The sequence below is a fragment of the Halorarum sp. SLYT50 genome, from assembly GCF_059821265.1.
In genome coordinates this window covers 343,319-369,376 of record NZ_JCAMRW010000002.1, presented here as the reverse complement: position 1 = coordinate 369,376, position 26,058 = coordinate 343,319, and the positions used below count along the sequence as shown (strand labels likewise).

The 26,058-nt window shown below is 58.2% G+C and carries 25 protein-coding genes and 2 pseudogenes; 6 read left to right on the top strand and 21 right to left on the bottom strand.

Going from position 1 to position 26,058, the window contains the following annotated elements:
• Positions 1 to 10: 10 nt before the first annotated feature.
• The 7 genes from gnd to AC6RUA_RS17250 form a co-directional block, all read right to left on the bottom strand.
• Positions 11 to 1,003 carry a phosphogluconate dehydrogenase (NAD(+)-dependent, decarboxylating) gene (gene gnd / locus AC6RUA_RS17280; RefSeq protein ID WP_499815894.1) on the bottom strand — a complete coding sequence of 331 codons (993 nt, stop codon included), beginning with the start codon at positions 1,001 to 1,003 and terminating at the stop codon, positions 11 to 13.
• 126 nt (positions 1,004 to 1,129) lie between these two features.
• Entirely contained in the window at positions 1,130 to 1,513 is a 384-nt protein-coding gene (locus AC6RUA_RS17275) for a DCC1-like thiol-disulfide oxidoreductase family protein (protein ID WP_499815893.1), read from the bottom strand.
• A gap of 74 nt (positions 1,514 to 1,587) precedes the next feature.
• Entirely contained in the window at positions 1,588 to 2,661 is a 1,074-nt protein-coding gene (locus AC6RUA_RS17270; protein WP_499815584.1) for an SDR family oxidoreductase, read from the bottom strand.
• Positions 2,662 to 2,686: 25 nt separating this feature from the next.
• A complete protein-coding gene (locus AC6RUA_RS17265) occupies positions 2,687 to 4,027 on the bottom strand; it encodes a vitamin K epoxide reductase family protein (protein ID WP_499815583.1) in 1,341 nt (446 codons plus the stop codon).
• Between the two features lie 21 nt (positions 4,028 to 4,048).
• On the bottom strand, positions 4,049 to 5,977 hold the full coding sequence (locus AC6RUA_RS17260; RefSeq protein WP_499815582.1) for a glycoside hydrolase family 15 protein: 1,929 nt from the start codon (positions 5,975 to 5,977) through the stop codon (positions 4,049 to 4,051).
• Between the two features lie 387 nt (positions 5,978 to 6,364).
• A complete protein-coding gene (locus tag AC6RUA_RS17255) occupies positions 6,365 to 6,724 on the bottom strand; it encodes a four-helix bundle copper-binding protein (RefSeq protein ID WP_499815581.1) in 360 nt (119 codons plus the stop codon).
• Positions 6,725 to 7,051: 327 nt separating this feature from the next.
• A complete protein-coding gene (locus tag AC6RUA_RS17250; protein ID WP_499815580.1) occupies positions 7,052 to 7,297 on the bottom strand; it encodes a PAC2 family protein in 246 nt (81 codons plus the stop codon).
• A 259-nt stretch (positions 7,298 to 7,556) separates the two neighbouring features.
• Here AC6RUA_RS17250 and AC6RUA_RS17245 point away from each other — a divergent pair, with 259 nt between their 5' ends.
• Together AC6RUA_RS17245 and AC6RUA_RS17240 are read left to right on the top strand one after the other, a co-directional pair.
• A complete protein-coding gene (locus AC6RUA_RS17245) occupies positions 7,557 to 8,573 on the top strand; it encodes a DUF7972 family membrane protein (RefSeq protein ID WP_499815579.1) in 1,017 nt (338 codons plus the stop codon).
• A gap of 962 nt (positions 8,574 to 9,535) precedes the next feature.
• Positions 9,536 to 9,706, top strand: a pseudogene (locus AC6RUA_RS17240) (Fe-Mn family superoxide dismutase); the annotation flags it as partial.
• Positions 9,707 to 9,850: 144 nt separating this feature from the next.
• Here AC6RUA_RS17240 and AC6RUA_RS17235 read toward each other — a convergent pair.
• Positions 9,851 to 10,138, bottom strand: coding sequence for a DUF7553 family protein (locus AC6RUA_RS17235; RefSeq protein WP_499815578.1), 288 nt, complete (start codon positions 10,136 to 10,138; stop codon positions 9,851 to 9,853).
• Between the two features lie 408 nt (positions 10,139 to 10,546).
• Between AC6RUA_RS17235 and AC6RUA_RS17230 the strand changes: the two genes are divergently transcribed.
• Positions 10,547 to 10,897 (top strand): hypothetical protein, encoded by a 351-nt coding sequence (locus tag AC6RUA_RS17230; protein WP_499815577.1) that lies wholly within the window; start codon positions 10,547 to 10,549, stop codon positions 10,895 to 10,897.
• Between the two features lie 110 nt (positions 10,898 to 11,007).
• Here the strand turns inward: AC6RUA_RS17230 and AC6RUA_RS17225 are convergent, their stop codons facing one another.
• The 3 genes and pseudogenes from AC6RUA_RS17225 to AC6RUA_RS17215 form a co-directional block, all read right to left on the bottom strand.
• Complete coding sequence (locus tag AC6RUA_RS17225; protein WP_499815576.1) at positions 11,008 to 12,018, bottom strand: PfkB family carbohydrate kinase; 1,011 nt, start codon at positions 12,016 to 12,018, stop codon at positions 11,008 to 11,010.
• Positions 12,019 to 12,543: 525 nt separating this feature from the next.
• Complete coding sequence (locus AC6RUA_RS17220) at positions 12,544 to 12,813, bottom strand: hypothetical protein (protein WP_499815575.1); 270 nt, start codon at positions 12,811 to 12,813, stop codon at positions 12,544 to 12,546.
• Between the two features lie 419 nt (positions 12,814 to 13,232).
• A pseudogene (locus AC6RUA_RS17215) lies at positions 13,233 to 13,472 on the bottom strand (rhodanese-like domain-containing protein); the annotation flags it as partial.
• 575 nt (positions 13,473 to 14,047) lie between these two features.
• On the opposite strand from AC6RUA_RS17215, the gene AC6RUA_RS17210 reads away from it, so the two are divergent.
• Positions 14,048 to 14,260, top strand: a complete 213-nt coding sequence (locus AC6RUA_RS17210) for a hypothetical protein (RefSeq protein WP_499815574.1) — start codon at positions 14,048 to 14,050, stop codon at positions 14,258 to 14,260.
• 390 nt (positions 14,261 to 14,650) lie between these two features.
• Entirely contained in the window at positions 14,651 to 15,526 is an 876-nt protein-coding gene (locus tag AC6RUA_RS17205) for a formate/nitrite transporter family protein (protein WP_499815573.1), read from the top strand.
• Between the two features lie 668 nt (positions 15,527 to 16,194).
• Here AC6RUA_RS17205 and AC6RUA_RS17200 read toward each other — a convergent pair.
• The 7 genes from AC6RUA_RS17200 to AC6RUA_RS17170 all read right to left on the bottom strand — a co-directional run bounded on the left by AC6RUA_RS17200 (position 16,195) and on the right by AC6RUA_RS17170 (position 21,994).
• Positions 16,195 to 16,875: a helix-turn-helix domain-containing protein gene (locus AC6RUA_RS17200; protein WP_499815572.1), complete on the bottom strand. Its 681-nt coding sequence runs from the start codon at positions 16,873 to 16,875 to the stop codon at positions 16,195 to 16,197.
• Between the two features lie 11 nt (positions 16,876 to 16,886).
• Positions 16,887 to 17,303 carry a DUF7344 domain-containing protein gene (locus AC6RUA_RS17195; RefSeq protein WP_499815571.1) on the bottom strand — a complete coding sequence of 139 codons (417 nt, stop codon included), beginning with the start codon at positions 17,301 to 17,303 and terminating at the stop codon, positions 16,887 to 16,889.
• Between the two features lie 1,018 nt (positions 17,304 to 18,321).
• Positions 18,322 to 18,534, bottom strand: a complete 213-nt coding sequence (locus tag AC6RUA_RS17190) for a DUF7835 family putative zinc beta-ribbon protein (protein ID WP_499815570.1) — start codon at positions 18,532 to 18,534, stop codon at positions 18,322 to 18,324.
• Positions 18,535 to 18,547: 13 nt separating this feature from the next.
• The gene (locus AC6RUA_RS17185) at positions 18,548 to 18,952 is read right to left on the bottom strand and encodes a DUF7344 domain-containing protein (protein WP_499815569.1); all 405 of its coding nucleotides are present in this window, start codon (positions 18,950 to 18,952) and stop codon (positions 18,548 to 18,550) included.
• 765 nt (positions 18,953 to 19,717) lie between these two features.
• Complete coding sequence (locus AC6RUA_RS17180; RefSeq protein ID WP_499815568.1) at positions 19,718 to 20,071, bottom strand: helix-turn-helix transcriptional regulator; 354 nt, start codon at positions 20,069 to 20,071, stop codon at positions 19,718 to 19,720.
• A 642-nt stretch (positions 20,072 to 20,713) separates the two neighbouring features.
• Positions 20,714 to 21,109: a hypothetical protein gene (locus tag AC6RUA_RS17175; protein WP_499815567.1), complete on the bottom strand. Its 396-nt coding sequence runs from the start codon at positions 21,107 to 21,109 to the stop codon at positions 20,714 to 20,716.
• A 138-nt stretch (positions 21,110 to 21,247) separates the two neighbouring features.
• Positions 21,248 to 21,994 (bottom strand): helix-turn-helix domain-containing protein, encoded by a 747-nt coding sequence (locus AC6RUA_RS17170; RefSeq protein ID WP_499815566.1) that lies wholly within the window; start codon positions 21,992 to 21,994, stop codon positions 21,248 to 21,250.
• A gap of 325 nt (positions 21,995 to 22,319) precedes the next feature.
• On the opposite strand from AC6RUA_RS17170, the gene AC6RUA_RS17165 reads away from it, so the two are divergent.
• Complete coding sequence (locus tag AC6RUA_RS17165; RefSeq protein ID WP_499815565.1) at positions 22,320 to 22,469, top strand: rubrerythrin-like domain-containing protein; 150 nt, start codon at positions 22,320 to 22,322, stop codon at positions 22,467 to 22,469.
• Between the two features lie 73 nt (positions 22,470 to 22,542).
• On the opposite strand, the gene AC6RUA_RS17160 is transcribed toward AC6RUA_RS17165, so the two are convergent.
• The 3 genes from AC6RUA_RS17160 to AC6RUA_RS17150 all read right to left on the bottom strand — a co-directional run bounded on the left by AC6RUA_RS17160 (position 22,543) and on the right by AC6RUA_RS17150 (position 25,291).
• Entirely contained in the window at positions 22,543 to 22,869 is a 327-nt protein-coding gene (locus AC6RUA_RS17160; protein WP_499815564.1) for a hypothetical protein, read from the bottom strand.
• Positions 22,870 to 23,341: 472 nt separating this feature from the next.
• On the bottom strand, positions 23,342 to 24,220 hold the full coding sequence (locus AC6RUA_RS17155) for a HalOD1 output domain-containing protein (protein ID WP_499815892.1): 879 nt from the start codon (positions 24,218 to 24,220) through the stop codon (positions 23,342 to 23,344).
• A gap of 417 nt (positions 24,221 to 24,637) precedes the next feature.
• Entirely contained in the window at positions 24,638 to 25,291 is a 654-nt protein-coding gene (locus AC6RUA_RS17150) for a bacterio-opsin activator domain-containing protein (RefSeq protein ID WP_499815563.1), read from the bottom strand.
• Positions 25,292 to 26,058: the final 767 nt, after the last annotated feature.

Genomic DNA, 26,058 nt, shown 5'->3' with positions numbered 1-26,058 from the left:
AGTAGTCCTCTTAGATCGTGTCTCGGTCGTTATCCTCTTGTTCGAGGTGGTACCGGGACGTATTCTCGACCCTGCTCGTCTCCCGCTCCTCCGCGATGTACTCGTCTTCGCCAAACGGGTGGTCACCGAACCCGTGCCGCATCAACGCGACGGCGCGGTAGGCGTTGTCCTGCTGTCCTCGGGATTTGAACAGTTCCATGACCGACTGGGAGATCACGGGGATCGGCGTTTCGCTCTTGACAGCTTCCTGTACCAGCCAGTTCACCTCGCCCGTATCCTCGATGTAGTTCGGCACCTCACCGAGCCGTCGTTCGCGCAATTGCTCCTCCATCAACTCGACGAGCCACCCCCGGATCACGGAGCCGTTCGACCAATTGTGGAAGACGTCGGCCAACTCGATATCGAACTCACTGTCTTCGAGGAGTTCGACCCCTTCGCCGATCGCTTGGAGCATGCCGAACTCGATGCCGTTGTGAACGAGTTTCACGAAGTGACCGCTTCCGGACTCGCCGACGTGGACGTATCCTCCATCGACGGACAGTTCTTCTAGGATGGGCTCGACGAGTTCAATGGCTTCTTTGTCGCCCCCGGCCATGAAACAGGCCCCGTGGCGCGCGCCTTCCCATCCGCCGCTGGTGCCGCAGTCGAGGAAGTGAACCCCTTCGTCGCGAACCGCGTCTGCTCGCCGAATCGAATCTCTGAAGAAGGAGTTCCCCCCATCCATCACGACGTCGCCCTCGTCGAGGCGGGGAACGAGTTCGTCCAAGGTCTGGTCGACTGGCTCGCCCGCCGGAACCGAGAGGTACACTACCCGCGGTCGGTCGAGTTCGTCGACGAATTCGTCGTACTCCTCGACGAGTTCGACTCCTTTCTCCCGTAACTCGGGCTTGTCGCTCGAGTGGATCTTCCCGACAACACGTATCTCCTTCTCGACCGCCTGTTTCGAGAGGTTCCCACCGATCGTTCCGAGACCGATCACGCCGAACTCTGGATTCGATTCCATGGAAAATCGTCCCCGTGGAACAGAGGGGATGGATTGGGTTAAAACCCAGACTGGAAAATGACGGGTCCGTCTTTCTCGGAGTCGGGCAGCGATTCGGTTCTCGTTAGCGACGACCGACCTCACTGCTCATCGTGAAAAGACCCGCCCGAACCACGCTCGACGGTTCGCGCCGAAGCGATAGGCCGCTTCGCGGAACGCGGAATAGCCCGGAACGTGACTGAGTACTCCGAACACGGGATGGAGAGCGGGGTACACTCGGGCGAGCGTCTGTTCTATCGCCCGGCCACAGGAATAGACGGTACCGTCGACGAGGAGGTGCGCGCACGTGTCGTAGTCCGACGGGAGGCGGGCGCGTTGACGAACGGATAGTTCGGAGAAGCCGACGAGAGTGACGTCACTTCGATTGGCAGCGAACTCCGCCGCCCACGTACAGAACCCGCAGTCGTCGTCGTAGACGAACTGCGGTCGCGACGGGGCTGTCGTCCACAGCTGGGAGAGCCACGAGAGCATACGTCGTCCCTGAACAGCGAGCCTCATGAGATTCCCGGTTTGGAAAGCGGATCGTCGGCCGGGGACCCAACTCACTAATCGGACCTCTGTGACCCGTCGAACTCAGGTGATTGTTCCGCCTCGCCCGCGTCTTCGCTATCCGAAACGTTCATTCGTGCGAGCAGTGCTCCGACGAGCACGAAAAGGGCGGCCCCCGCCGCGAGTAACTCTTTCCGCTTCGTTTCTGCCCAGAAGACGTAACTGTGATCCCGTGCCTCGTCGTCGAACCGTCCGTGGGCACCGTGGTCAACGTCGTCGTCGACCGGTTCCCAGAGATTGTGCTCGCGGTCGGGGTCCTCGGGTTCATCCACCATCTGGGAGTCCCACCCCGAACGAGCGAGCAGTTTGTCGAGATGTCGCGGGATGATTCGGTTTCCGACGATGGCCTTGACCGTCGACCGGCCGACCCACACCTCGTCGCGGTCGTTGCGGACAGCCCAGACGATTGCGTCGGCCGCGACTTCCGGCTGGTAGATCGGGGGAACCGGCTGCGCTTTCTTCGGGAGGCGACTCTTGACCCAGTCGAACTGCGGCGTGTTGAGCGCCGGCATCTGGACCATCGACAGTTGGACGCCGCTGTCGTCGTGGAACAACTCGGTTCGGACCGACTCAGTGAACCCCTGGATGGCGTGCTTCGAGCCGCAGTACGCCGACTGAAGCGGGATACCACGGTAGGCGAGCGCCGACCCGACCTGGACTATCGTTCCCTCGTCGCGCTGGCGCATTCGGCCGAGTGCAACCCGTGTGCCGTAGACACAGCCCAGGTACGTGACTTCCGTCACTCGGCGGTACTCGTCGAGTTCCATCTCCTTCGCCTCCGAGAACACCGACGCCATCGCGTCGTTCACCCACACGTCGATCGGGCCGAACTCCTCCTCGACGGCGTCGGCCGCCGCTTCGACCTGCTCCGGATCGGCCACGTCGGTCGGTACCGTAAGCGCTGCGCCGCCCGCGTTTTCGACGTCCCGACGCGCCCCTTCGAGACCGCCCTCGCCGCGTGCGAGCAGTCCGACACGCGCTCCCTCCTCTGCGAAGGCACACGCTGTCGCGCGCCCGATACCTGCCGATGCGCCCGTTACTACGACGACTTCTTCGTCTGTCTCACTCATGTGAATCGTCCTCCTTGGATTCGAGTTACCGGATGTACTTCGGCCACCAGTACCCGTACTGGTCGCGGATGGTCCCACGCGGAATGCTGACGCCGGCGATCAGCGCCCCAGCGACGGTAGCGTTGAGTGCCGAGATTAGTGGCGCACCGCTCACCCACGGTGCGACGACGATCGCCGCTCCCAGCAGAATGTTTACGTAGCGGAACGCTCGAACCGGTTCGGCGGTCGCGATCACGGAGAACGACACCACCAGCGCACCGACGAGGTGGTTCGCGTCGGCGAGCATTCCCTCCGTTCCGAAGACAGTCGGTGAGAGCATCAGCCAGAACCCGAGTGCCATCGCCCCGAGGAGATACCAAGGGGTCGAGACGCCCCAGAACATCCCCGCAGGGCGGTCGCGGTCCGACCGAGTTTCCCCCTCGATGCCGGCGTCCTCCTCCGAGAGCTTCCCGCCCATCCAGAAGGCGTGCCACAGCGACACGCCCTCGTCGGTCCGCCGCTTGAGGAGTTGTCCCATCGCGATGACCTCGTCGAACGACAGCGATATCATCCAGAGCATGCCGAACGCCGACAGCAGACAGAGCGTACACCACGCTCCGACCAGCAGCGGCTGGGAGATGACCAACAGCACCTGCACGAATCCGAGCGGGATCACGACGATGCCGAAGAACGTCACCATCCACGGCATCGTCCGCCATCGAGTTTTGTCCCCCATGAACCCCATTAGCCCTTCAATGGCGTATGCGACCGCGCCGAGCCCCGCGTCCGAGACGGGGAACGCCTCCGACACCCGCGATTCGAGGATCTGGCGCGTTCCATCGCCGAATACGGGGTCCCAGACGGTACTGATATATCCGAGTTGATACGCACCCATGTACCGCGAGGCGATGAAGCCGAAGATGGCGAGCGCGATCAGCGGGGCGCGCTGGGCCGCCGTCGAGGGGTTGTACGACCACCCCTCCGGGACCGCCCCCCCATCCATCTCCATACGCATCATGATGATGATCGAGAAAGTGATTACCAGCACGCCGACGAGCGTGTTGTTGAGGTACGCCGCCGCCGTCGGGGCGTGGAACACGAGCGGGGCCATCAACAACCAGAAGCCGACAAAGCCGTTCGCGTAGGAGGTCCACGGGTTGTCCCACCGTACGGTGATCGTGCTCAGTATCACGAGTACGGTGCCCGTGACGACGTCGCTCCACGTCATCCAGACGCTCTCGTACCCGAACGTCATCGGACTGAATACGAGCCACAGACCGAGCGAGATGACACCATATTGGATCCACGGTTCTTTGAGAGGATGAGTGAGCATCATCTCTCCCGGTTCCTGCTCATCACCGCTATCTGCTTCCGCTGTGTTTGACATACTCATTGTGTCGGAGTTTGATTATCGGTCGTTGTGTTCTAGTGGGTTGCGCGTGCCAGGGTACGTTGTGGACTGTTCGGACGCGTTCGTCGAGGGGAAGTCATCCGAGTCGGCATCGATGTTCACGCCCTGTTCTGTCAGGGTGATCGCGCTGTTGATGAGTCCGATCTGACTGAACGCCTGCGGGACGTTCCCAAGTTGTTCTCCCGTGTCCGCGTCGACTTCTTCTGCGAGGAGACCGAGTGGGCTGACAAACCGACAGACGTTCTCGAAGAGCGTCGTCGCCTCGTCGGCGCGTCCCCCGAGGGCGAGCGCGTTGATCAGCCAGAACGAACAGACGACGAACGCCCCCTCCTCGCCCGGCAGTCCATCGTTCCCCTCGATGCGCGTCACTAACCCCTCGGGGGTCGTCAATCGGTCGAGGATTGCATCGATCGTCCCCTGGATCCGCGGATCGTCTGGGGGGAGGAAGTCAACCACGGGGAGGCGGAGCGTCGCCGCGTCGAGTTGGTCGGTCGACCCGAACGAGCGAACGAAGCTGTCTAGCTCCTCGTTGTACCCCCGCCGAAGTACGGCTTCGCGGACTTCCTCGCGCGCCTCCTCCCATCGTTCGACTGGTCCGTCGAGTTCGGTTTCGTCGACGAGTTTGATGCCCCTGTCGAGGGCTGCCCAGCACATCACCTTCGAGTAGACGAAGTGTTCCGGGCTGTCTCGAATCTCCCAGATTCCGACGTCCCGTTCGTCCCAGACCGAGGCGACGTAGTCAACGATGTTGCGGATCAGCTCCCAGTGACCCGACTGGAGACCCGTACCGTACTGGAGTATCTTGTAGACACCCACGACGAGTTCGCCGTACACGTCCAGTTGCTGCTGGGACACCGCATCGTTCCCGACGCGAACGGGCGCCGAGTTCCGATACCCCGAGAGGTGGTCGAGTGTGCGCTCTTCGAGTTCAGTCGCCCCGTGAAGGCCGTAGACGGGTTGCATTTCGTCCGGCGTTCCCTGACTGCAGTGGGATAGACAGAGGGTGAAGTAGTCCCGTGCCTCTTCGATGTGACCCAGTTCGGCGAGCGCTTCGACGGTGAACGCGGCGTCGCGGATCCAGTTGTACCGGTAATCCCAGTTCCGCACGCCGCCAATCACCTCCGGGAGCGACGTTGTTGGTGCCGCACAGATCGCCCCCGTCTCTCGGTGGGTCAACAACTTGAGCAGGAGTCCCGACCGGACGGCCAGGTCGTGCCAGGGACCGTCGACCGAACAGGACGACCGGTCCGAACACGAGTGAACCCACTCACGCCAGTACTCGACGACTGAATCGAGTCGCTCTTGATGCCTGTCCGGTTGGTGGGGTACCCGTCGGTCGTACCCGAGGACGAACCACCGGGTCTCGCCGTCGCTCAGCGTGAATGACGCCGTGGCAGTCCCATCGGCGGTAGTGAACGGGACCGAACCCGAGAGCGACACCGACTCGCCGTCGCCATGAGCGTCTACTCCGTGGTCGATAGTTTCGATCGTCGGTATCGTCTTCGCGTAGTCGAATCGAGGAGCGAACTCCGCGACGAGGTCGATCGCTTCACCGACAGCAGTGACTCGTCGATAGATAGCCCGGTGACCGTCCGGAGCCGTCCGCTCCGGGACCGGCATGAAGTCGGTCATCGCCACTCGACCGGTTACCGTCCGAAACTCCGTCTGTAGAACGTTGGTCCGGTCGAGATACGCCTGGCTTGCCTCGAACGCCTCGGACGGGGAGAGGGAGAAATGGCCTCCCCGGTCGGCATCAAGGATCCGAGCGAAGACACTCGACGACTCGACGTGAGGGAAGCAACACCAGTCGATCGCTCCGTCGCGTCCAACGAGTGCTGCCGTCTCAAGATTTCCGATGATACCGTACTCTTCGAGTGGTTTGTACGCGTCTCGTTCGGCCTGAGACGCTCCATCTGACGTAGTCATCGGCTCACCACCGGGGGCTCACGGAGTGGCTGTCTGGTCCGCTGACGGGAGAATAGACTTCGGGTCATCGAAACACACCCTTCGTTCGATTCGAGCAGTCGATTCTCGAAGCGGGATACTGAGTACCTCTCGTCTGTGTAGGTCCTCCTGAATTCCACTCCTCGCCGGCGAACTCCCGCTCTGGTGCGTACAGTTGTCTGTGTGACGTCATCTCGATTTGTCCCTGAGACCTCCCTCGTAGCTCTGTCGTCGCTTCGTGAGGGGGTATATCGATGACATACGAGGGGCTGGTTTTCCCCTTTTGTGGCTACGGTCGTTAACTGAGAGAGGCTGTTCGATTTGGGAACCGTTCTTCGAAACGCCGGCCGAGCTCGGACTTCCCTCGTCTCACGCGGACGCCATCGTCCGACAACTCTCCGCACAGTCGCGGAGGACGTCCGCACAAGTCTGGCAGTGTTCCTCGTCATGCTGGTCGCATTCATCGGCACACTCCTCGCACATCTCCGCGCATTGCTCTGCGATCTGACGGCTGTAGCGTGAGTCCCGAGCCATGAATCGCGCGTGCATCGCGAGGTGATCGGCGACGTCCCGACAGAGACGAAGACACTCGGTCATCTCTTCGCCTTCACCGGCGCATTCATCCGCACACCACTCACAGACGGCAACGGACTCGAAACAGTCCTCGAGACACTCACGCCCCTCATCGCTCAGATGGTCGATTTTCGACAGCGTATCCTGTAATGCCATTGCAGGTGAGAATCGGCAAGATAGAAGATAACCCGTCTGCTTGAATGTGCCGTCTCTTTATGAGACCAGAATTGGCCGGTGTTGTGAATACCGAGATTCGTTCTATCTTCTCGATAGACGGGATTCGCAGACAGTCGATACACGGGTGAACGTCACCCGAGGCCCACGAGAAGCCTCCCATACATTGTACCTATCCTGATAAAAGTGGTTGGGTGTGCGCGCTCGGGGAATTCCATCTTCCAACGGAGAAATTTGGATGGCTGATCCAGTGCCTGAGAGATAACAGGAGGTGCCTATCCGGAGTTACAGGTTGTTATCACACTACGGTCACATGGTCTGTTGTGATGAAGCTTCCTGTTGGTCTTGTATCGCGTCTTGGACGAGTCCGTTCGCGAACGACGCAGCGGGCGGGAACTCCTCCGACCGAATCGTTTCGTGTTGCTCAAGTTGTAACTGCTCGGCCACGTGGTCGGTTGTGATGGAGGCCCCCATACCGGTGTCCAAGAATCCCTCGATCAATGTCGGAGTACTCGCTTCGATTTCGGTCGATTGGTGAAACGTGGTCTCAGCCATAGGTCTATCGAAGCATGATTCGCTTTGCACAAATTCTCATGGTGTATTCGAATTCTAGACGTGAGCAGTTCCTGTTAGAATTATTCTCCCCAGATACGAGGTGACTCGATCTCAGGAAACGATAGGGCTAGAGACGAAATCGATCGGTAGTGAAGTATTCGCGTGATCGTTCCACAGTACTGCCCCCTTTTGTGGGTTCGCGTTTGACGTGCCCGTAACGAAACAATAGGCCTGTATCCGTTCCCTTGGATGGGAATACATGGTGCTATCGACCCAATTGAGACGCCCCGTCGACTGGCTGCTCCTCACTGGAAAGCGACGGTTTGTCGCGCTCGTCCTGTTCGCCGTTGTGTTCGCCGCGCTAGTCGTGTTCGGCTCGGTTGCAGCGGGGGAGATGCGCAATCTCCTGAGCGAGGAGAACACCGTCCAGATGCTGTTCAATACACTGTTAAGCGGCATCATCCTACTCGTGTCGATCGTCGCGTCGGTCAACTCACTCGCCGTCTCCCAAGAATTGACGCCGATTGGCGAACAGTACGAGCGCATCTCGGAGTCGTGGAACTTCCGCGACGAGACCATCACTCAGTACGGCTCTGAAGCTCCGTCCGGGCGGCCGAACGTGTTCCTCACCTCGCTCGTGGGCGGGACTCTCGGACGACTCGATGATATCAGCGCTCCAGACACGTTCGACGAGGAATCCAATCAAGAGTTCGAGAAGTTCATCGAACAGACCAAGACGGCGCTCGATCAGACGAAGACCATGCTCGACTCCTCTACTGGGTCGTTCGACGTCGCCCTGTTCACTCCGAGATATGACCCCACCAGCTATATCGACGAGGCCCGACTCATCCAAGCAACGGGATCCGATATCCCGGAGGAAATCGACGAGAAGATCGAGGCGGTGGTCGACGCGCTCCAGCATTACGCGACCGCCCGGGAGTACTTCAAGACAGTTTTCTATAAGCGAGAGTTCTCGTTCCTCTCACGGGACCTCCTCTACGTGGGACTGCCGGCGATCTTGGTAGTTTCGTACGTCCTGTTAGCAGTCAATGCGGAGTCGTTCGCAGGGACCACGCTCGGCGTCGCCAACCTGGTGTGGTTCCTCGGGCTGGCGTATGCCATCGCACTGCTTCCGTTCATCGTCCTCACGTCGTACATCCTGCGTGCGGCCGTCATCGCCGAGCACACGACAGCCTCGGGCGGCTTCATCTTGGACGAACGGAGTCACAAGCCCCTCTCGGAGTCGCGCGCGTCCATACGCTGTCGTCAGAGGTGAGGTTAGAGGACGACTGACCTGACTCCCTCGAGGGCAGCAGTGGTCTACTGTCCTATCTTTATCACCACTTCTGCGGTTGGCGTTGATGACGTACTGGGGTCGTTTCCACCCGCTATGGAGAGCGTCTCTCTCCGGGTGACTGGGCTGCTTCCGCGCTTCCTGAGGAAGTTGCTCGGAGCGGTCGTCCTGCTGTTCACCATGCGCCTGAACGAGACACAATTAAAACCGATAGAGCTCGCTGCCGTTCCGGCTGACTGTACTACCCGTCGTCGGCAACCGCAGAAGTAGAGGACAAAGAGTAGAGTGACGCATCGTCGCTTGGGGAGTCAGACCCGGCGGTATCTCGCCGGTGTGAGTCCTGGTGAATCGCCGCCGCGGTGTCGGTGTGGTCCGGAATGCCTGCCAAGAGCGAGGCCCCCAAATTCCGACAGCGACGGCAGGCCGAGGGTCCGGTGAGCAACGACCGACTGAGTGAATGCTATTCCCTAACAATCCCGGTAGTGTAATTTCTACTGGAGCGTCCACAGTGGCTAGATACGAACTCCTCGACCCGCCGTACGAGTACGATGGACTCGAACCGCACACTGATTGACGCATTATGGGACTGTACCACGACAAACACCCCTAGGATACGTCGATGGGGGAACGCTGCACTTGACCGGCTCGAAGTAACGCATGAGTGCGTTGATTTCAACGGTATCAAAGCCGCCAAGCGCGATTTTTTCGTTCAATCTTCCGAGCGCGTGAATTATTTAGTATTCTGGGGGGAATACGTCACCTGACGCTGGTGGCGAACCAAGCGGTTATCTTGCGGTCGATCGAGACAGATTTTGATCCGTTCGGCGCGTTCGAGGACGACTTTACTGCGGCTGCGCCGAACGTTGAAGAATCAGCTGAGGGATGCTCGTGTAGGAGAACGTCGCTGATCAACTGATGGTCATCTAAGCTGAAACCATAACAATCGCGCCGTCCAGGGATCGAGACCGCTCCTCGCACTTGACGTCCGGGAGCACGCCTACTCCTTACAGTACGGGAACAACAGCGGCGAGTATATCGACAACTGGCGGAACGTCGTCGACTGGGGCAACGTAGCCATGCAGTACGAGCGTGCTCGGGAAGGTCACGGCGCCTGAACCAACGAATCTCGAGCGCTTTCTTGACCGTACTAACGTAGACCCTGCTTAGTTGCGCTGTAACCGTCTCTTTCTATCGAAGTGATGGATACCGAAGTTCGGATGACTGAACGGATGAGCATCCGGTTTGATAGTGTGTCCGGCTCACGCCAGGTCACGTTTCCGGCGAAATGCGTCCACCTCGTTACGAGCCTCACGTAATGCCGCTTCTGTTTCGCCGCCTGTTTCATCCATCAACCCGCGGAGCTTCTCTTCGATTTCTTCAAACCGTTCCTCCTCAGCGGAGGTATCGCCGCCGCTCTTAGTCTTTCCTTCCTCAGTCAGTTCCATGAGGCCCTCATCAAGAGAGAGCAAGTTTTCGCGGACTTCACCATCGACGGTCTCGCTGGCTTGCTGAATGTTCTCTCGGGCACGTTGTAGATGGTCTGCCATGCGATTAGTCTGGACGCTTAGTGAGTTAGAGATGGTGGCCAGATCTCGTCAGGTATAATGATGACTTCGTCCGACACTGGTTCCCGTCACCGTACGTGTGAAGGAGTACAGACATGAGTCTCCTGACGTGCTGTTTTACCTTCGTTCGGCTCCCCGACTGACCACTCTCGTTATGAATACGAAATCAGTGGACTAGACGGGTCAAGTACCTCAAAAACGATTTCATATCCTGAAGATACGGATCGACACTTTCGGCTGGAGAGACTCTCTGCAGTCGGCGACCGCTTAGCACCTGCTTGGACGAACACCGACCAGAACCCGGCAAAAGACCGCATCCGGTATTGGCAGACGATACTTAAAGCCGGTAACGCAGAGTATTCTTCTCTCATCCTACAAACAGCAGTGACAGTGATCGACCCGATCATCGTGTTCGTCGTTAGTTTGCTCATCGGGGCATTCGGGCTCTACGTGGGAGCACGGCTTATCGCGAAGGTGGAAGATTACACATATGCGATCATTACAGCACTCGGTGGAGCAATCGTCTACGCCGGGGTCACGTTCCTCGGCCCGTTTGGATGGCTCGGGTCGCTCTTGGCGTTGATCACGTATCTCGCGGTGGTCAATTGGCGATATCTCGGCGATTGGGGAGAGGCTATCGACATCACACTCGTTGCGTGGATCGCAGTAGAAATCGTCGTGTGGATTCTCGGTGTCGTCGGCATCGTCGCGCCCGAGGTAACCGGAATCCCATTCGTCTGATCGAGGGCTCGGTGCAGCGAGCATCGAGCTTCGGACTGGGACCACTGAACCCGACAGTTGAGTACTGAACCCAGCCTGAATCACGGGGAACTCTTCTCATCCCAACGAACTCAGATGTTCGTCTTAGCGAACTCCACGATGTCGCTTGCAGTACCAGTGTCTGCCGTGTTGGTATAATACGTGGCACAGGCGTTACCACAGGCGAGGGCCAGATCCCAGTCCCAGCCGTTCGCTAACCCGTATCCCAGCCCGCCAGTGAAGTGGTCACCACCCCCGGTGTGACGCTTCGGCCGGTCAATCTGAAGGTTCTCAACAGTCGCTTGCACATCACTCGTCGAAACAGCGGCTTGGTCCGTGGCGTGCATCACGACAGCTTCGATTCCCGTTATTTCTCGAATTGCGTTGAGTCGGGGGATGTCATCCGCGGGCGGATCGGAGAGCGTCGAAGCGGTCGCTCTGATCTCCTGTCGGTTGGCGTTGTAGACCACGTCGAACGTCCCCTGAAGCGCAGATAGTGCCTCCCGGAGTGTAGTGATCTCCTCTGGCGTGGATCCGACGAGATCACCCGGATCAAGGATGAACGGAACCCGGGGAAGGTCCTCGGTTCTCAGCTGCTGAAAAGCCGCCTCCAGTCCGGGAAACGATACCCAGTTGCCACAACAGATGACGTCGGCGCTGAACACTTCAGAGAGATCGGCAACTCTGTCTAACTCAGCGAGTGTCCAGTCAGCGGTCGTCGAATCCTCGGCAAACATAATATCACCATCGGGGAAGTTGAACGCGTACACGAGCGTTGGGTCGCCCATCGATACGGTTTCGAAGGGGAGTGCATCGAAGACGGGAGCGTCGAGGTGACCGTAGCAGGTCACCTCACCGTCGAGTGCGTGGAGTTGTTTAGCGACGTTGACGGCTTGTCCACCGGGTTCGGTGGCTTCGACACGCATCTGAAACGACGAGCCGGTATCATTAGCGATCTCACGCGCGAAGGACTCTCGCGTCTCAAGCGCGCTACTACCGCCGGAGGAAATCGTACAATAGCGGTCGATGCTTCCGTCCGGAAGCGTCGCGAACGTCGGTGACTCTCCCTCGACGAGACGCTGTCTGAGGCGATCGTATGGCACTAGGACTGGTATACGCCTCGTACTCAAAAAGATGTACTCACCCCGGTTCTCCCATCACACGGAATCATCGCTCCTCTTTCTCTCATTAATACCCCCGAAACGGACAGAAATAGACGTATATGTGTGTTGTGGTTGCGTGGTCGTTCATCCGAGATCTGCACTGTAGCCGCTCTAATCCCGGTTATCGGACGATTCTAAACCACTACTAATCAATAATTACGAATTTCCTTAGTGGATTACACTGGTATCTCTGTAATCACTGGCTGGTAGAGCCAGTCTTTATTAGCTCCACCCAGTACGAGACAAGGTACACTAGTATCTAGGTATATTATGCGTTCGAGATAAAGACGAATCAACTATCATTTGAACAACCTACAATTTAATAGCATCAATTGATTACTTCGAAGTATAAAGTGGTAGGTTAGTCACGTCGCTCCTCACGATCGACCTTTTGTAGGATAGACGCGGACGCGATCCATACAAGTCACTTACAGATCGTTACTCTACTTATTCGCGTTCTGTCCGTTACGATTCGATCTTCTTTATGATCTCGCGGGCTTGTTCCCGGGCCTTCTCCTCGCCGACGTTCTTCTTAATCAGCACGCTTGTGATCTCCCACTCGTCCTCTCCTTTAACCTTCCCAGTCCTCACCTCACTACCTTCGGAAACTGACTCGGCTGGGTCGTCCGCCCAATCGGGGGTCCGGATCTCATCATACTGGTCGGGGTCACGAAAACGAACGTGGATGTATTCGTCTTCCGTCTCTACGGCCTGAATATCTGGAACGGTGGCCATAGGTGAAGCACACCCCGTACGAGCCTAAAGTTTGGGCCTGACCCTGCCGTATTGTAGCTGATCGCCGTTTCGGTTACCGGTCTCCCACTCGACGAGAGCGGTCAAACATCTCATGAAAGAGCCTCTTCGTACTCCCATTCAAGTAGTGACCGCACCCGTGATCACCCGTCCGCCGATCTGAGGATTTCGGTAACCGTGTGTGGCTGATGGATCAGGGTCGGCCATACACCCATACCAAAGGATATCTGCTCTTCCAGCCGTGCTCATTTTACGTCCTTGCATCGGTTATAGTGACAATAGTTCTCCCTTCTACGTCATCTCGTCTAAACTGCGTGAGGAGGCAGCTGTTTTTACTAGAATGTATTTCTGACAGGTGTTGTCAGTACTACCGCAGTGATGAAACCTCAACTACCACCGTATCAACCGTGGCCATCGAGTTCGGGAGCGAACGAGGTCGATGAAATACCTTTCCCACAAATCGTGGTGATGGGCGACTCATCGACCAGCTGTCTGACCGTCTCGAACTGCGCATCGCTCATCGACTCGTTCGGTTCGAAGGGGACGTCCTGTGCGCCTTCGATGTTCCACGCCTCGTAACCATCTTCGCGTCGAGTATCGATAAGCGTGAACGGCTCATCCGTGTCCAGTCGAGCCGTGAGTTCCTCCGCGGTGAGTTGTTAATCACTCTCTTGTCTCCGAAGCACTACCTTGTGACGAAGCCGAAGTGCTTGGTCGTGCTGTATCTCGTCTCCTTCGTACAACGGCTCGAGAGAATTGCCGACTATCGGCCCCCACAGACCAGTCTTGGGTGGCTGGTGCGTGGTGATCGTCACCCCTCTGTGTAGCGTTCGTTTCGTTGTCCATGTTTGGATCCCGCTCCTCTCCGGGGAACCTCATTGGCCAGTCACAATTCATACTAACCGCCCTCGCTTCGGCCGACTGCAAGAAGCGAGGGGCGTCGCCCGGCGTGATATAGTCGACTAACTTCACGACTGTGTCCCCTCGCGGCCCCTCGTCAGCCGCCTGGTGGGATTCGGCAACGGGGCAATGCTTTTGCTTTTCGCCACACCGAGTGTGTCATACCCGGGAGCCGGGCATTTGATTGACGAGAGTGATAACCATGAATCTGCTACCTGCATACGCGTGATGAGTGCCTTAGTCTGAATCCGATGTGGGTAATAGTAGGCTCGCCAAGAGCACCGTATTCCCACTCACGAGAGAAATGCTGTGGCGGGTGACCTCCTCTCAATACCCAGCCGAGACGGAGGTCAATCCTGAGCGACCTACCGAGATTCCGAACGCGGGCGACAGCGACCGAACCCAACTCGGCCGCGCCGCCGACCTGTTCGGCGGCGACGGAGTAGACTACGAGTTCGTCGGCATGGATTTCGACCCACCCGTCGATATTGTACGGAACGCGGAAAGACACGGCACACGCGCCGAGTAAGCGGGGAACCCCGACGAAATCGGATGAGTAGTTAGGGATGCGCTCGCGCGGGGTGGGGTCGGTGCCCTTGACGTGCTAGTCAACGACTGAGCGGTCAAGTGTGCGTCCGCTTTTCAACGCTCGTCAAGTAGCGTGCCGATAAGTCGTTGTGATCGATGATCTGGAAAGACTCTCGTACCTTCTCGGTCGCTGCCGGGATTAGCTCACCGGTAATCAAACACGTGGTCGACGGCAATGGAAGATTTGCACGTTGGGCATGTGTACTGGATCTGTACGTAGCCACCAACTTGAATCACGTCAGGGATGTATCTACCCTATCTATCTCGCGCGCGCAATTCAGCACGCCGGCGAACGCGCCTGTTCAACGCTCGGGATGCCGGAGGAATCCCGATGAGTGAGAGCGACGAATTAGCTGACAAGAAGGATGATATGCGGCAGGCAGGAGAAGTACAGAAATCTCCACAGACGATCCTCGCTCAAGAGATCGAGGAGGGACTGGTCGAACTGCACCGACCCAGTAGCGGACTGTTCCTCTCCGGGTTGGCTGCCGGCCTCGACATCGGGTTTGGGCCGTTCCTTATGGCGGCAGTGTTGACCCTCCCGAAGGAGGGACTGCCGGCGCCGCTCCTCGAATTGCTCGTCTCAGGCGCCTACTCCGTGGGGTTCCTGTTTGTCATCCTCGGCCAGTCTGACCTGTTCACCGAGCAGACCACGCTCGCGACGCTCCCGGTAATCCACGGGCGAGCGTCATGGCGACAACTCGCGAAGGTCTGGGGCGTCGTCTACACGTCGAACCTCCTTGGCGTCGTACTGTTCGGCGCATTCGCTGTCGTCCTTGGCACACGGACCGAGATTGTGTCGCCGACCGTCCTCGGTGAAATCGCTCACGGGATCGCCCGATATCGGTGGTGGGTGACCCTGCTCGGTGGAGTACTTGCTGGGTGGTTGATGGGACTGCTCTCGTGGCTCGCGAGCGCGACACGCGACACCGTGAGCCTAATCCTGATCGTCCTGATCGTGACTGGCGCGATCTCCTTTGCTCATCTTCCCCACTCGATCGCGGGCACGATGGAGGTTCTCCTCGGCGTCTTCAGTGGACAGACCCCGTTACGGGCGTTTGTGATATTCCTCATCTGGTCGACAGTAGGAAACGTAATCGGCGGAACCGTGTTCGTAACACTTCTCCGCCACTCCCACGCGCAACGTGGGGGAGGATACGAGCCCGAAGAAATCTCCGTCGGGGATGACGACAGCACCCGATCGTAGTTTCGACCGCCACGTCATCTGACATCACGTTCGGACGTCGAAACGGTGAGAAGCCCGGAGTTGGGCTGCGGACCGAAGTGACGGCGCTCTTCACTAACTCTGACCCACATCTCTCATATCGGACACCAACCATCTTTCACGCGATCGGACTCGATTCGCCCTTCACCCCCCTGTGAGCCATTCGTCTTGATCGGGAGGTGGTCTATCTGAAGGTGGTGCTGATTACTCCGTCACACGTACATTTGGCTGAAGAAGTCACTCTCCCGTAGAGGCGTTCCATCGACAGACTAAGCACTCGGTTTCGACACGTCCGTCAGGAGTCCCATATCCTCTTAGTTTCGAGCCGACCTTTATTCGAGCGCAGCTTCTGTCGTTGGGGCAGAAGTGATTTGAAACAGAATTAACAGTAATATAAAACCATTTGGCAGTCGATATCAGGCGCGAGACGTGGTGCGTGTTGTCCGATCCGGTAATCTCTATCATCAATTCAACTCCACCTCGGGACGAGGTGTCCGTCTCGTCTCCGTGGCGTCAATTGAGCGAGCAATCGTCTCGCCGAGTTCTTCGAGTGCCGTCCCGTCCCCCAAGCGCGTTCGATGTATCCCAGTACAGGTTTTGAACGCCGTAGAGCGGCGGTATGTAGACGAGAGGTCGCTCAGTCTGTCAGGCTACACGGACTCGGCCAACAATGTCTCTCGGACCAGCGTCGTGGTCGCCCGCCGGAGGCGTTCGGAGAGGGCTTGGTGGGAGACGTTCAGCTCCTCGGCTAACATTTCGAGGTCGGTCTCGCGAGGGACCTGGAAGTACCCCCGTTCGCACGCGGTCGTTAGTGTCTGGTACTGCTTCGACGTGAGCCCGAAGCGGCCGACGTCTCTTCCCTCGGCATCCAGTTCGCGTATGGAGCGGACGTCCAATTTCAGACTGTGATCGTCGCAGAACTCATGCGTGCGCGAAAGCGATTTCCGGTCCGGATAGAGCACCTGGAGCGTCCACGTTCCGTCGGCACCGTGGAGGTCAAGTACCGTCGACCGTGCGTTCGTGATTATCCCGATCAGGAGTCTGACGTGGTCGCTCCACTCAACTCGGTAGAGCAGTTTATCGTCGAACGCCGCGGCCATCGAGGCAGTTTCGATGCTCGGGTCCTGTTTGAACGCCGCTTCGAGCGGTTCTTGGTCGGCATCGTACACCCAGAGTAATGGCATCACGGCCTGCTCACCGCTCTCGACGATTCGCTCGCACTGGAAGCTGACGTCCGATACCGCGGCGAACGTCTCCGCGAGAGCGAACTCGTCGGCCGATAGCTCGGCTCGCATGATGGATGCGAATTGTTCTACTTCGGTCTCCTCCAATTGACTACCGATCATGTCGAATCCACCGCACGTGTCTCCCGCTGACACGCCTGTTCGAACCATTCGTCCAGCGGCGACTGCCGTCTGTACGCCACCGTGTCCTCCTCCGGATTGTAAGCGATGATTCCCGCGTCCGCTAACTTCGGGAGGTGACAGTGACGAAGACTCAGTGCGGTACGGTCGTAGTAGTCGTCGTCCGGGTCGACGCCATCAGCGTCGGCCTCCATCAGGACTACCTCAGCGGTCAACTTGTCGACGGTCGTCCTCTCACTGTCGAGCGCTGAAAGATAGTAACAACAGTGCCGACGAAGACGGTTCTCGAGCGCACTGAACACCGCGTCCAGTTCGAATCCGCCTCCGCCGGCCCGTCGGTCCGTTCGAACTGACTCCCTATCGGCGTCTGGTTTCCTGTCGCTTCCGTCGGTCACTGGTAGAGGGCTCCCATCGGCATCCAGTCGTCTATCCGATGTCGAATGTTCTCGCTACTCACTTCTCTCTCGAGTCTGCGGGAGTCACCTTGGAATGTTCGCTGTGACGCTCCCGTTCTTGGGCCGGCACCCATCTGCCCTCGTGTACGTTTATGCGGTCGGACTGCACCCGAATCGTAGATGGCACTGTCGCGTGTCATCCTTTCTGCCGCCCGTCGATGATAGATGGGACAGCGAAGTCGACCGCCCCACTGTAGGTCGCCATCGAGAGTCCAGAGGAGACAGACCGATTGGAGTCGGGACGGTTCCCGTTCGTCGGCCCGCGGCGAAAAGCAATCCCTCAGATCGAGGAGTGGGTCGACTGGAGCAAGTCGACTAGCTGCCCGATATGAGTGAGCGTCATCTCGACGATTCGGGGAGGTTCCGCCGTATTCCCTCGATAGACGGAGCGGTTGGTCTACCACGACTCTTTTCTCAGCTTCGAGTTACTATTGACGACGCAGTACGTCTACTGCCTTTTCCCATGTCTAACGTAACGGTCGAATCTAATTTTATTGTTTCAGGAACACAGTTGGTTGGAAAAAGCGCATCTGTTCTTATCGGATCTGGTCGCTGAAGGCAGTTCGGTCAGTCCGATGTACTCGCTCCGACACGTTCGATATCGTGCCGCGTATGCTCGCGAGTCCGGACATCGTTCCGTTACGACTCTCACCAAGAGTACGTCCCCGCTCTCACCTACTCCCGGGCCTCTGTTATCCCACGCGAGCCGCGTTTGACGTACACTCACCTCGATAACGACACCGTATCGAGAAGGTTCGTGAGCGCGGCGAGAACCCATCGACACCTACCGTCGACGATTACATCTCCCTTGAGTCGCGGCATCGCGTTCTCCTGGTTCTCTTCCCCCTTCTGTCGGGGGTGCCACCTATCGAGGGGTTCTCCCTCGCGGTATCGGATGGGGAGATTCGTGGATCGGTCTGGCTGTCGATGGCCCCCATCGTTCGTGACGGCGAGGGCGTTAGCGGTTCGCGAGGGACAGATCCTTCCCTCCGCACCGGCGGCACATCGATACCCGCCCCGGCCTCTGAGCGTACTGGGTGTGTTGCTCGTTGATTCCATCGGTCGCTGTATCCAACATGTGAATCTCGATTCTGTGAGTCGTTTCCCGACCGCACGCGTCGCAGTATTCGACCCGTGTCGTCACCGGCTGGTGTGGATGTCGGTCACTCATATCGGAAGTATCGCTATCGCGGTGGCAATGAGTACCCCTCGCCCGGGCTCTCCTCTAGCCAACCCGCGACGCTCCCGTCTTCTCGATACCGAACTGTGCGGCTCCGCTTGTCGTACTCAAGGAGCCCTGCGTCCGCCAATCGAGGGAGGTGAACGTAGTACAAGGAGACGGCGGCGTTCTCCGCTGTAGTCTGTCGGCGGGAGGGTCCGCGCCCCGCGAGGTGGTCGATGAGTTCTACGAACGATGCTGTGTTGTCATCTTTTCGGTGGAGGTACGCAAGGAGAACCTGACGTTGCTCGTCGGCGAGGACGTCGGCGTATCCTGCCGGCGGACGGACGACTGTGGCTCGCGCGTCATCAGTACTACCACCGTCCGGAAAGTCTCCTTCGGCTCCGTCAATACTCCCGCTAGTTCCCATGTTTTCTCATCTCGTCTAACGAGACAAACTGGAGATAGACCGTTCGCCTCAGAGATGAGCCCTTTATCTCACGAAAAGAGAGCTAGGACCCGTCGGTCCACGATGATTGTGTTACTTGAGAAATTGGCACCCACATCAATGCCACGCGGTCTCCTCGAAGGCGAGCGGCCATCCACCTCGTCCGTCAGGCAAGCGGTTTCACACCGTGTTGTTTTCCCACGTTTTGCCGACGATACGAGGAACCCAGCTGTATATCCGTCACATAGTGGTATGTAACGACAACCCGAGGATACACAGCACCTCCGCTTGGAGCCGAATTTTCCCATCTGCGAACCTCGACACCTCGAGAGGTCGTGACGCTTAGTGGTACGTAATGAGTCGTTCTGCTGCACTTAGGAGCGCCGCTTCTGTTTCGACGTCCGTTTCGTCGCACAGCCCCGGAGTTTCCTTCTATCTCCCCGAAGTGGTCCGCCTCATTGGCAGGCTCTCCCCCCGTTGTTCAGTTGTTCGAAGGGCCCGAACGCCTCGTCAAGCGAGAGGCAGTTCTCACCCGTCTCCCCAGCGACGGAACCGCTGGGGTTTTGCGCCGTTCCCAGACGCGTTCGAGGTGACTCTTCCGTACCAACTCCCGCAGCCAATACCGATTGTTCTCCCAACTCAAGTCTGCTCAGACAGGTTCCAGCCGTTTTTCCTCGACTCAGCGTCGTCGTTCAAGAGGTCACGTTCGGCCTATGGCTCTCCCGAACCCAGGTTCAATCTCCAGATTCACGGCCGAATACGCGTGTCGGGTGCGGCTTCGGGCAGGTAGACGGTCTTCTGACGACCGAACTGGACGCGGATTATCCGGTCCTGTTCCTCCAACTTCGCGAGGACAGCCGAGACACGGGACCCCGACCAGCCAGTCAAGTCGATGACCTCCTGTTGTAGAAGTTCCCCGCCCGACTGTCTGAGTACTCGCAGAACGTACTCACTCGGCCGTAGTCCCGTTTCAAGGACGAAGTCTGCCAGGTGACGCCGTCCGAACCCAACTGCGGAATGTCCGCATCGACGGACGCCTGTTCGGCAGCCTTGTCGTAGACCATACAGCAACGTCTCTTTCCGGCGCCAAAGGGGACGCACAGTACTTGTAGTGGCTTTTTACCGAAAGACGGTGGAGATCGAGTTCCACCATCCATGATGCGCCGGAGGCTGGTGAGGACTTTCACCGATGCGACTTCGCCAGCGGAACCCGAGCGGTCTCGCGAGTCTCGCGTAACGAGAAGGCTATACGCTACGGGCGGTAGTCTGGTGATTGTCTCTCGATAGTATCGGGGATGTTATCGAGTCGCTCGCCGACCGTCGCGATGAGACCGTCTAGTTGACGATGCCGACCGACGAACCGTCGTCGTCAACGGCTGGTAGGCGGCGAACGCCGTGTTCACCGAACTAGCCGACGATATCTCCGTGATGCTCCCGACTGGTTCTCCTCGTCAACGACGACGACGGGCCTGCGTTCTCCGAGCGCAGTTGCTCCGTCATATTGCCGACGGAGTCGTCTCGACTTGCCATTACGACATCTTCTGATGCCGTGTCTTGGACTGGCATACCACGTTGTTCACGTACGATTTCCCTCGATATACTGCTCGCATACCCAAGATCACCCATCGAGAGGATACGCCTTCACGCACCCTACTGACTAAACTGCCTCGGCTATCAGAAAGAGCGCTGTGAGCGAGACGGATAATCTCTACCCAAGGGAGTAGATCAGCGATTGACAATAGCTCAGGTCTCGTCGGCTCCTCTGATAGCGCGAACTACCTCACCGAGCCGCTGTACCTTATCGCTACCTCCTACTCTGGGAGAATAACCGTGTACTTGTACGGATGGGGGCATCTTCGCCAACTTCGGATGATAGCGAAGGACCCCGAACGCCTCGTCCTCGCCGTTCCAGTCAAGGTCGCGAAACCAGAACGCGATATCCCCGTTTGTGAGATCGTCTTCGGCTTCCGAGGTGAATTTCGGAGTCATCATCGCCTCGACACGCATCACTATCTCCTCGGCCCCATCCCGACAGACAAGCGTAAATCGAGCGCCCTCCCGTACAGCCTCGAACAGTTGGCCGATCGATTCAGCACTTTCGGCGGCGTCGGACCAGTCTTCCACCGTATTTTCGGTCATCGGATGTCTCCGCTATCGAAGTGGATTCGCATCTACTTGAAGAAACGGCAAGCAGAGTTCGATACCGGGGGTGCAGTCGGCCCGAGGAGGCATTCCGTTACCGAAACCCGAACCAGAACACACGGAAGAAACGGACTTCTAATCTATCTTGGAGTCGATGCCGATACCCGTCGGCTGACCGATCGTGACGGTGTTGTTCAGGAGGTTCGTCTGTGCGCGCCTGAGCCGTTCGGACGCCGAGTTCGTCGAGACTCCGAGTTGGTCCGCGATCTCGTTGAGCGTCGATTCGCGCGGGATTTCGAAGTATCCCATCTCCAAGGCGACGACGAGCGCCTCTCGCTGCTTCTCCGAAATATTGAACTGCCCCATCTTCGGCTCGATCATAGTGAACAGGCGAACCAACCGGAAGTCGATGTCGTTCTCCTGGCAGCACTCTCGGAGGTCGCCGAGTTCGTCACGAGACGGCAGTCGGAGTTTGAGCAGCCACTCGCCGTCCAACGACTCCGACTGAAGCACCGTTACATCGCTAGCCCTGAGCCACTCGAAGAGGGTATTCCCGTCGCCACGGCAGGCCCAGTCGATCTTGTAAAGCGCTCCCGTAGAGAATCCCGCGATCCGTTCGACGTATTCGATCGTCGGGTCGTTCTCCGCCGCCTGCTCGAAGGTCGCTCGGTCGGTATCCGTCGTCCAGAGGTACGGGAGTGATTCGCCGTCGGCGGGTACGAACTGTTCGAACTCGACGACGCTGTCCGGGACCGCTTCGAGCGTCGACGCGAGGAGAAATTCGTCGGACGGCACCGCGAACTCGAGAATCAACCGTTGTTGCTCCCCGTCGTTCGTATCCTGTTCGCCGGTCGTCTCTTGGCCGCCCTGAGCGGGTGACATGTTCTGGTCGGTGGAACGCGCGAACACCGTGATGTATTCCGCGTTTCGACGATACGAACACCCTACCGCCGGCACGAACCGGGATATCGGCTCCCTTTATATTTGGAGCGCGAACACATACTGGAGTTGGGGTTCCACCGTATAAACGGGTTCGATATGGATAGTCTTTTTGGGTCCGGCCCTCGCCTCGAGTGTACGCTCCGTCAGCGTACTTCTATCCACAGCTTGTACCTTCTGCTAAGCGCGTGTATTCGCCTCCGAACCTGAATAGCTGGCAGGACTGTGCAACCAGTAAACTTTGGTATCATCGTGCGGAGCCATAAATATGGCAAAAGAGGACCCCTACGAAGAGGAGCCGCCGTATACATACGAGTGCGTAGATTGCGGGCATCGAACGGAGGCGGACAGCCAACCCGGTGAATGCCCGGAGTGCGGTGGGGAAATGCGGAACATCAGCGAGCCAAGCGAACGATAGCCCTCAGGCGCCTGTCGTCTGTTTGCACACACCCCTACTCCGAGATGAGAGTGAGCGATGGCTGAGCCTGCCATCACTTGCTATCGAAGTTCCGTCTCACCCACTCATTCCCGGCGACTCGCTGCAGCTCGGCGAACGACGCGAACTCGGTGTACTCTCGTACGAATCCATCGACTTCGTTGTCGGGAATCGCCTCAAAGTCGTCTCGCGCCTCCATTTCCCAAGGACTCTCCTCAAGCATCTCGTCACACGACGCGAACACGGTATGGGCCTGCAGGAACGCTGGAGGGAATAACTCAGCGAGGGAAACAGTAGTCACGCCATCCAGTCGTTCGGCGTTTCGCTGTAGCTCCTTCGATTTCTTACCGTAATTATTAAACACATTCATCAAGTATCCCATCCACAATCGGTAGTCGTCCAAGATAATATACGCTTGGCCACCCCTCATCAGTCATGCCGCGCGGTGGGGTCGGATGCGTCACAAACAGAGGTAGAGACGATTGAAGTGCTGTCTCCCGTATCTAGGCCGACACTTACTGCTGTGAGGTGGTCACCGTGCTTCTGGCGAGCATTACTGCCCGACGTTTTCTCACCGGTCCGAACTGCCCTCGATGAGCGGCGGGTGTGGGTAGGTTACTACTCCAATGCCCGGGCCGGGTCAGGTACGTGCTCACTCGGGGACGAGACCGAATACTGTACGAAAGCCACCCGACTGGAACCATTCCATTACACCCGTACTGATGTAATCGGGGGCGAAATATCACTAAACGGCCGCAGACAGGACCGGTACTCGACGAGATACGGCTTGTAGCCTCACTCGGTCTCAGTCGAAGGCGCCCTGGATCCGTACCGGGATAGTACTCTCGACCATCCTACTGTGGATCTGGGGCATGTATACGAACCGTCCCGCTGGCGTGGACGACCACCCGAAACCCCTCGAACGGAAACGCGACCCGTCCCTCGGCCCGATCCGGTTCATCCGTTGGCCGAAACAACGCGTTGAGGGCGTCCGGGTCGATACTATCAGAGAGCGATTCGAGTTCTCTCGGGTCCATCTCCGCGACTGCCGCGGTCGCAGAAACGACGGTAGCGGCGAGGGGTCGCGACCCGGCCCAATCATGCTGGGTTCGATATGTGTGAGATTCGGCGTCGCTGTGCGATCCGTTTCTCGCCTCGCCGCAGCACTGAGGTGGCGTATCGTCGTCTAGCAGTTCGATATCGGACTCCCGGGACGCTTGAGCGTTGTACTGAGCCGGACTGTACGGTGAATATCTCTCGTCTTCGGTACGAGACGAATCAGATGGGCACAGAACGATATCCCCATCGGCGTGGACGGTCACATCCCACTCACCACCGGGGAACGAAATCCAACCAACAGAGCGTAATCGATCTACTCCGGAAGGGCGAAACAGTGCGTTGAGCGCGTGCGAATCGAGCGTAGCTCCAATAGTCACGTTCTCAGGGGACTGTTTACCCGTAATCGCCGCAACGACTCTTCTGATCGAGGAAGCGAGTGGGATCGAATCCGTCCAGTCGTGTTGTGCGTGATAGGTGCCCGTAATCGGATCGAACCCGGTCCGATCTTCGACCCCACCCAGTGCCGATTGTGACTGAGCCGCGACGGCTCCGGAAGTCGAGTTCTGTATCGGTTCTATGCGTCCCTTTGACTCGATTCCGTGTCCCGTGTCGACGAAGTGGTCAATGGCACGATAACTACACTCGGCCCTCGAATGGCCCTCCGCTGTGCTCACCGACCAGTCACAGACGACACAGTACTTTTTCACGAATACGTCCCTCCGATACTGCCGAACTGTGAAGCGTTCTCTGTTACGGCGAGGAGGCGGCAGGGACTACGGGCACTCTGAACTGTTCCATCCCGATCGCGGGTTTCTCGACTCGTATCCAGCCGAGACTCACAGATGCTCCCGGTAGGTATCCGACCCTCTGGTTGAATCGTTATCAGTTGAAACGTCGAGTCGGTAGTCGTGTTTCGTCTACCGCCGCTGTCTGTTCGGGAGGGATTCGAACGGGGTACTCGACCGCTCCGGTCCACTCGCATCACTGGGTTAGTAGTAGCCGTACGGCCGAAAACCTACTGCGTTCATATGAACGTCCTTCGCTGGGCAGCCTCCGCCGTAGTACAGCAGCCCCTACTCGGCCGAGCGTCGTTACTTTGCGGTGTCTCTCATCACCGTCTCTGCGATGAGATTCCTTAGCCCGCGTGCGAGGCGCCGGGCGAACGATTGGCCGGTGATGTCGAGCGTCTCTCCGAGTGCCGCGAGTGTCGTCTCGCGCGGTACGGAGAAGTAGCCGTCGGCGAAGGCTACTCTCACTGCGTCGTACTGTTTCCCGCTCAGTCCATAGCGATTCACATCCGGGTCGTTCGGATTCCAGACGCGGTGTACGTCGAGGGGAATTCCGTGGTCCTCGCTCGTCTGTCGAAACGCTGTGAGGTTCTCTCGGGCGGGGCTGCGGACGCGGAAGCGCCACGACTCAGGAGTCCCTGTCGCCTCCTCAACGATGAGGTCGTGCTCTTGAAACGCAGCGAGCAAGCCGTCGACCTCGGTCGCCCACTCGATCTTGTAGAGGGCTCTATCCGAACCGTTGTCCAGTTCGGTGAGACTTTCGACGTTCTGGTTGACCCGGACGGATCGCTCGAACCCGCCGAAATCGTCCGTCTCGACCCAGAAGTACGGGACGAGCAGTCCACTCGTCGGGACGAATTGCGTGACTTCAATGTGGATGTCCTCCCCGTCTCGGAGTACCTGTCCGATGACGAACGCATCGCTCGGCACGGAGAATTCCGCTACTACGACGCTCATTGCCCTCTCCTCGTCGCCTGAAACCACGTTCTACTGCGGGAAGGAGAATTGGAGTCGCGGTGTCGGACAGCGAAGTCGGGGTAATGGGAGTTGGATTTAGCGGGACGTGGATGTGTCATTAGTGGCTGGCGCCTATTGCGGAACACATGTACACTGAGTACTGTACTCCAGATAGCGGTCACGCGAATGAATGGTGTTACCGTGACGGGCCAGTCGCATTCATCGTCCCCCGTCCTGATAGAGGACGACCACGTGCTGTGTGCTATTGAGTCCCGTAACCACCGTTGACGATGGAGGATGATAAAGGCGTTGCCACCAAGTGGGTGAAAACCAGTTGCGATACTGCTGTAACGACAACAGATTCTACCGTTACGCCTTGTCGATTGAACTGAGCATCGCCGAGACGAGTTGCCTTTGGGCGCGGCGAAATCGTTCAGAGAGCGCCTGGGGGCCGATGTCGAATCCCCCCGTTCGTTCATCACCGGTAGATATACTGACGGCTGCCTCGGACGAGAGACCTTTTCTCGATGCATCTAATCACATGAATCAATAATTGAGGACTCAAGAGCCGGCCGACGTCTCCGCGAACGACCAGTTAGTCGGACAGTCACGACCAAATCAGTTATACGGGGATGGTTATCTTCTCCAGAATGAACATCCGACTGGCTAGACGTAGAATGGACGCCCACAGACACCTGGTACGCTCCAGTTCGACCGGCGGAGCTCGGATGCTCAGTTCGAAGAGACTGACGGGAACAAGTACCCTC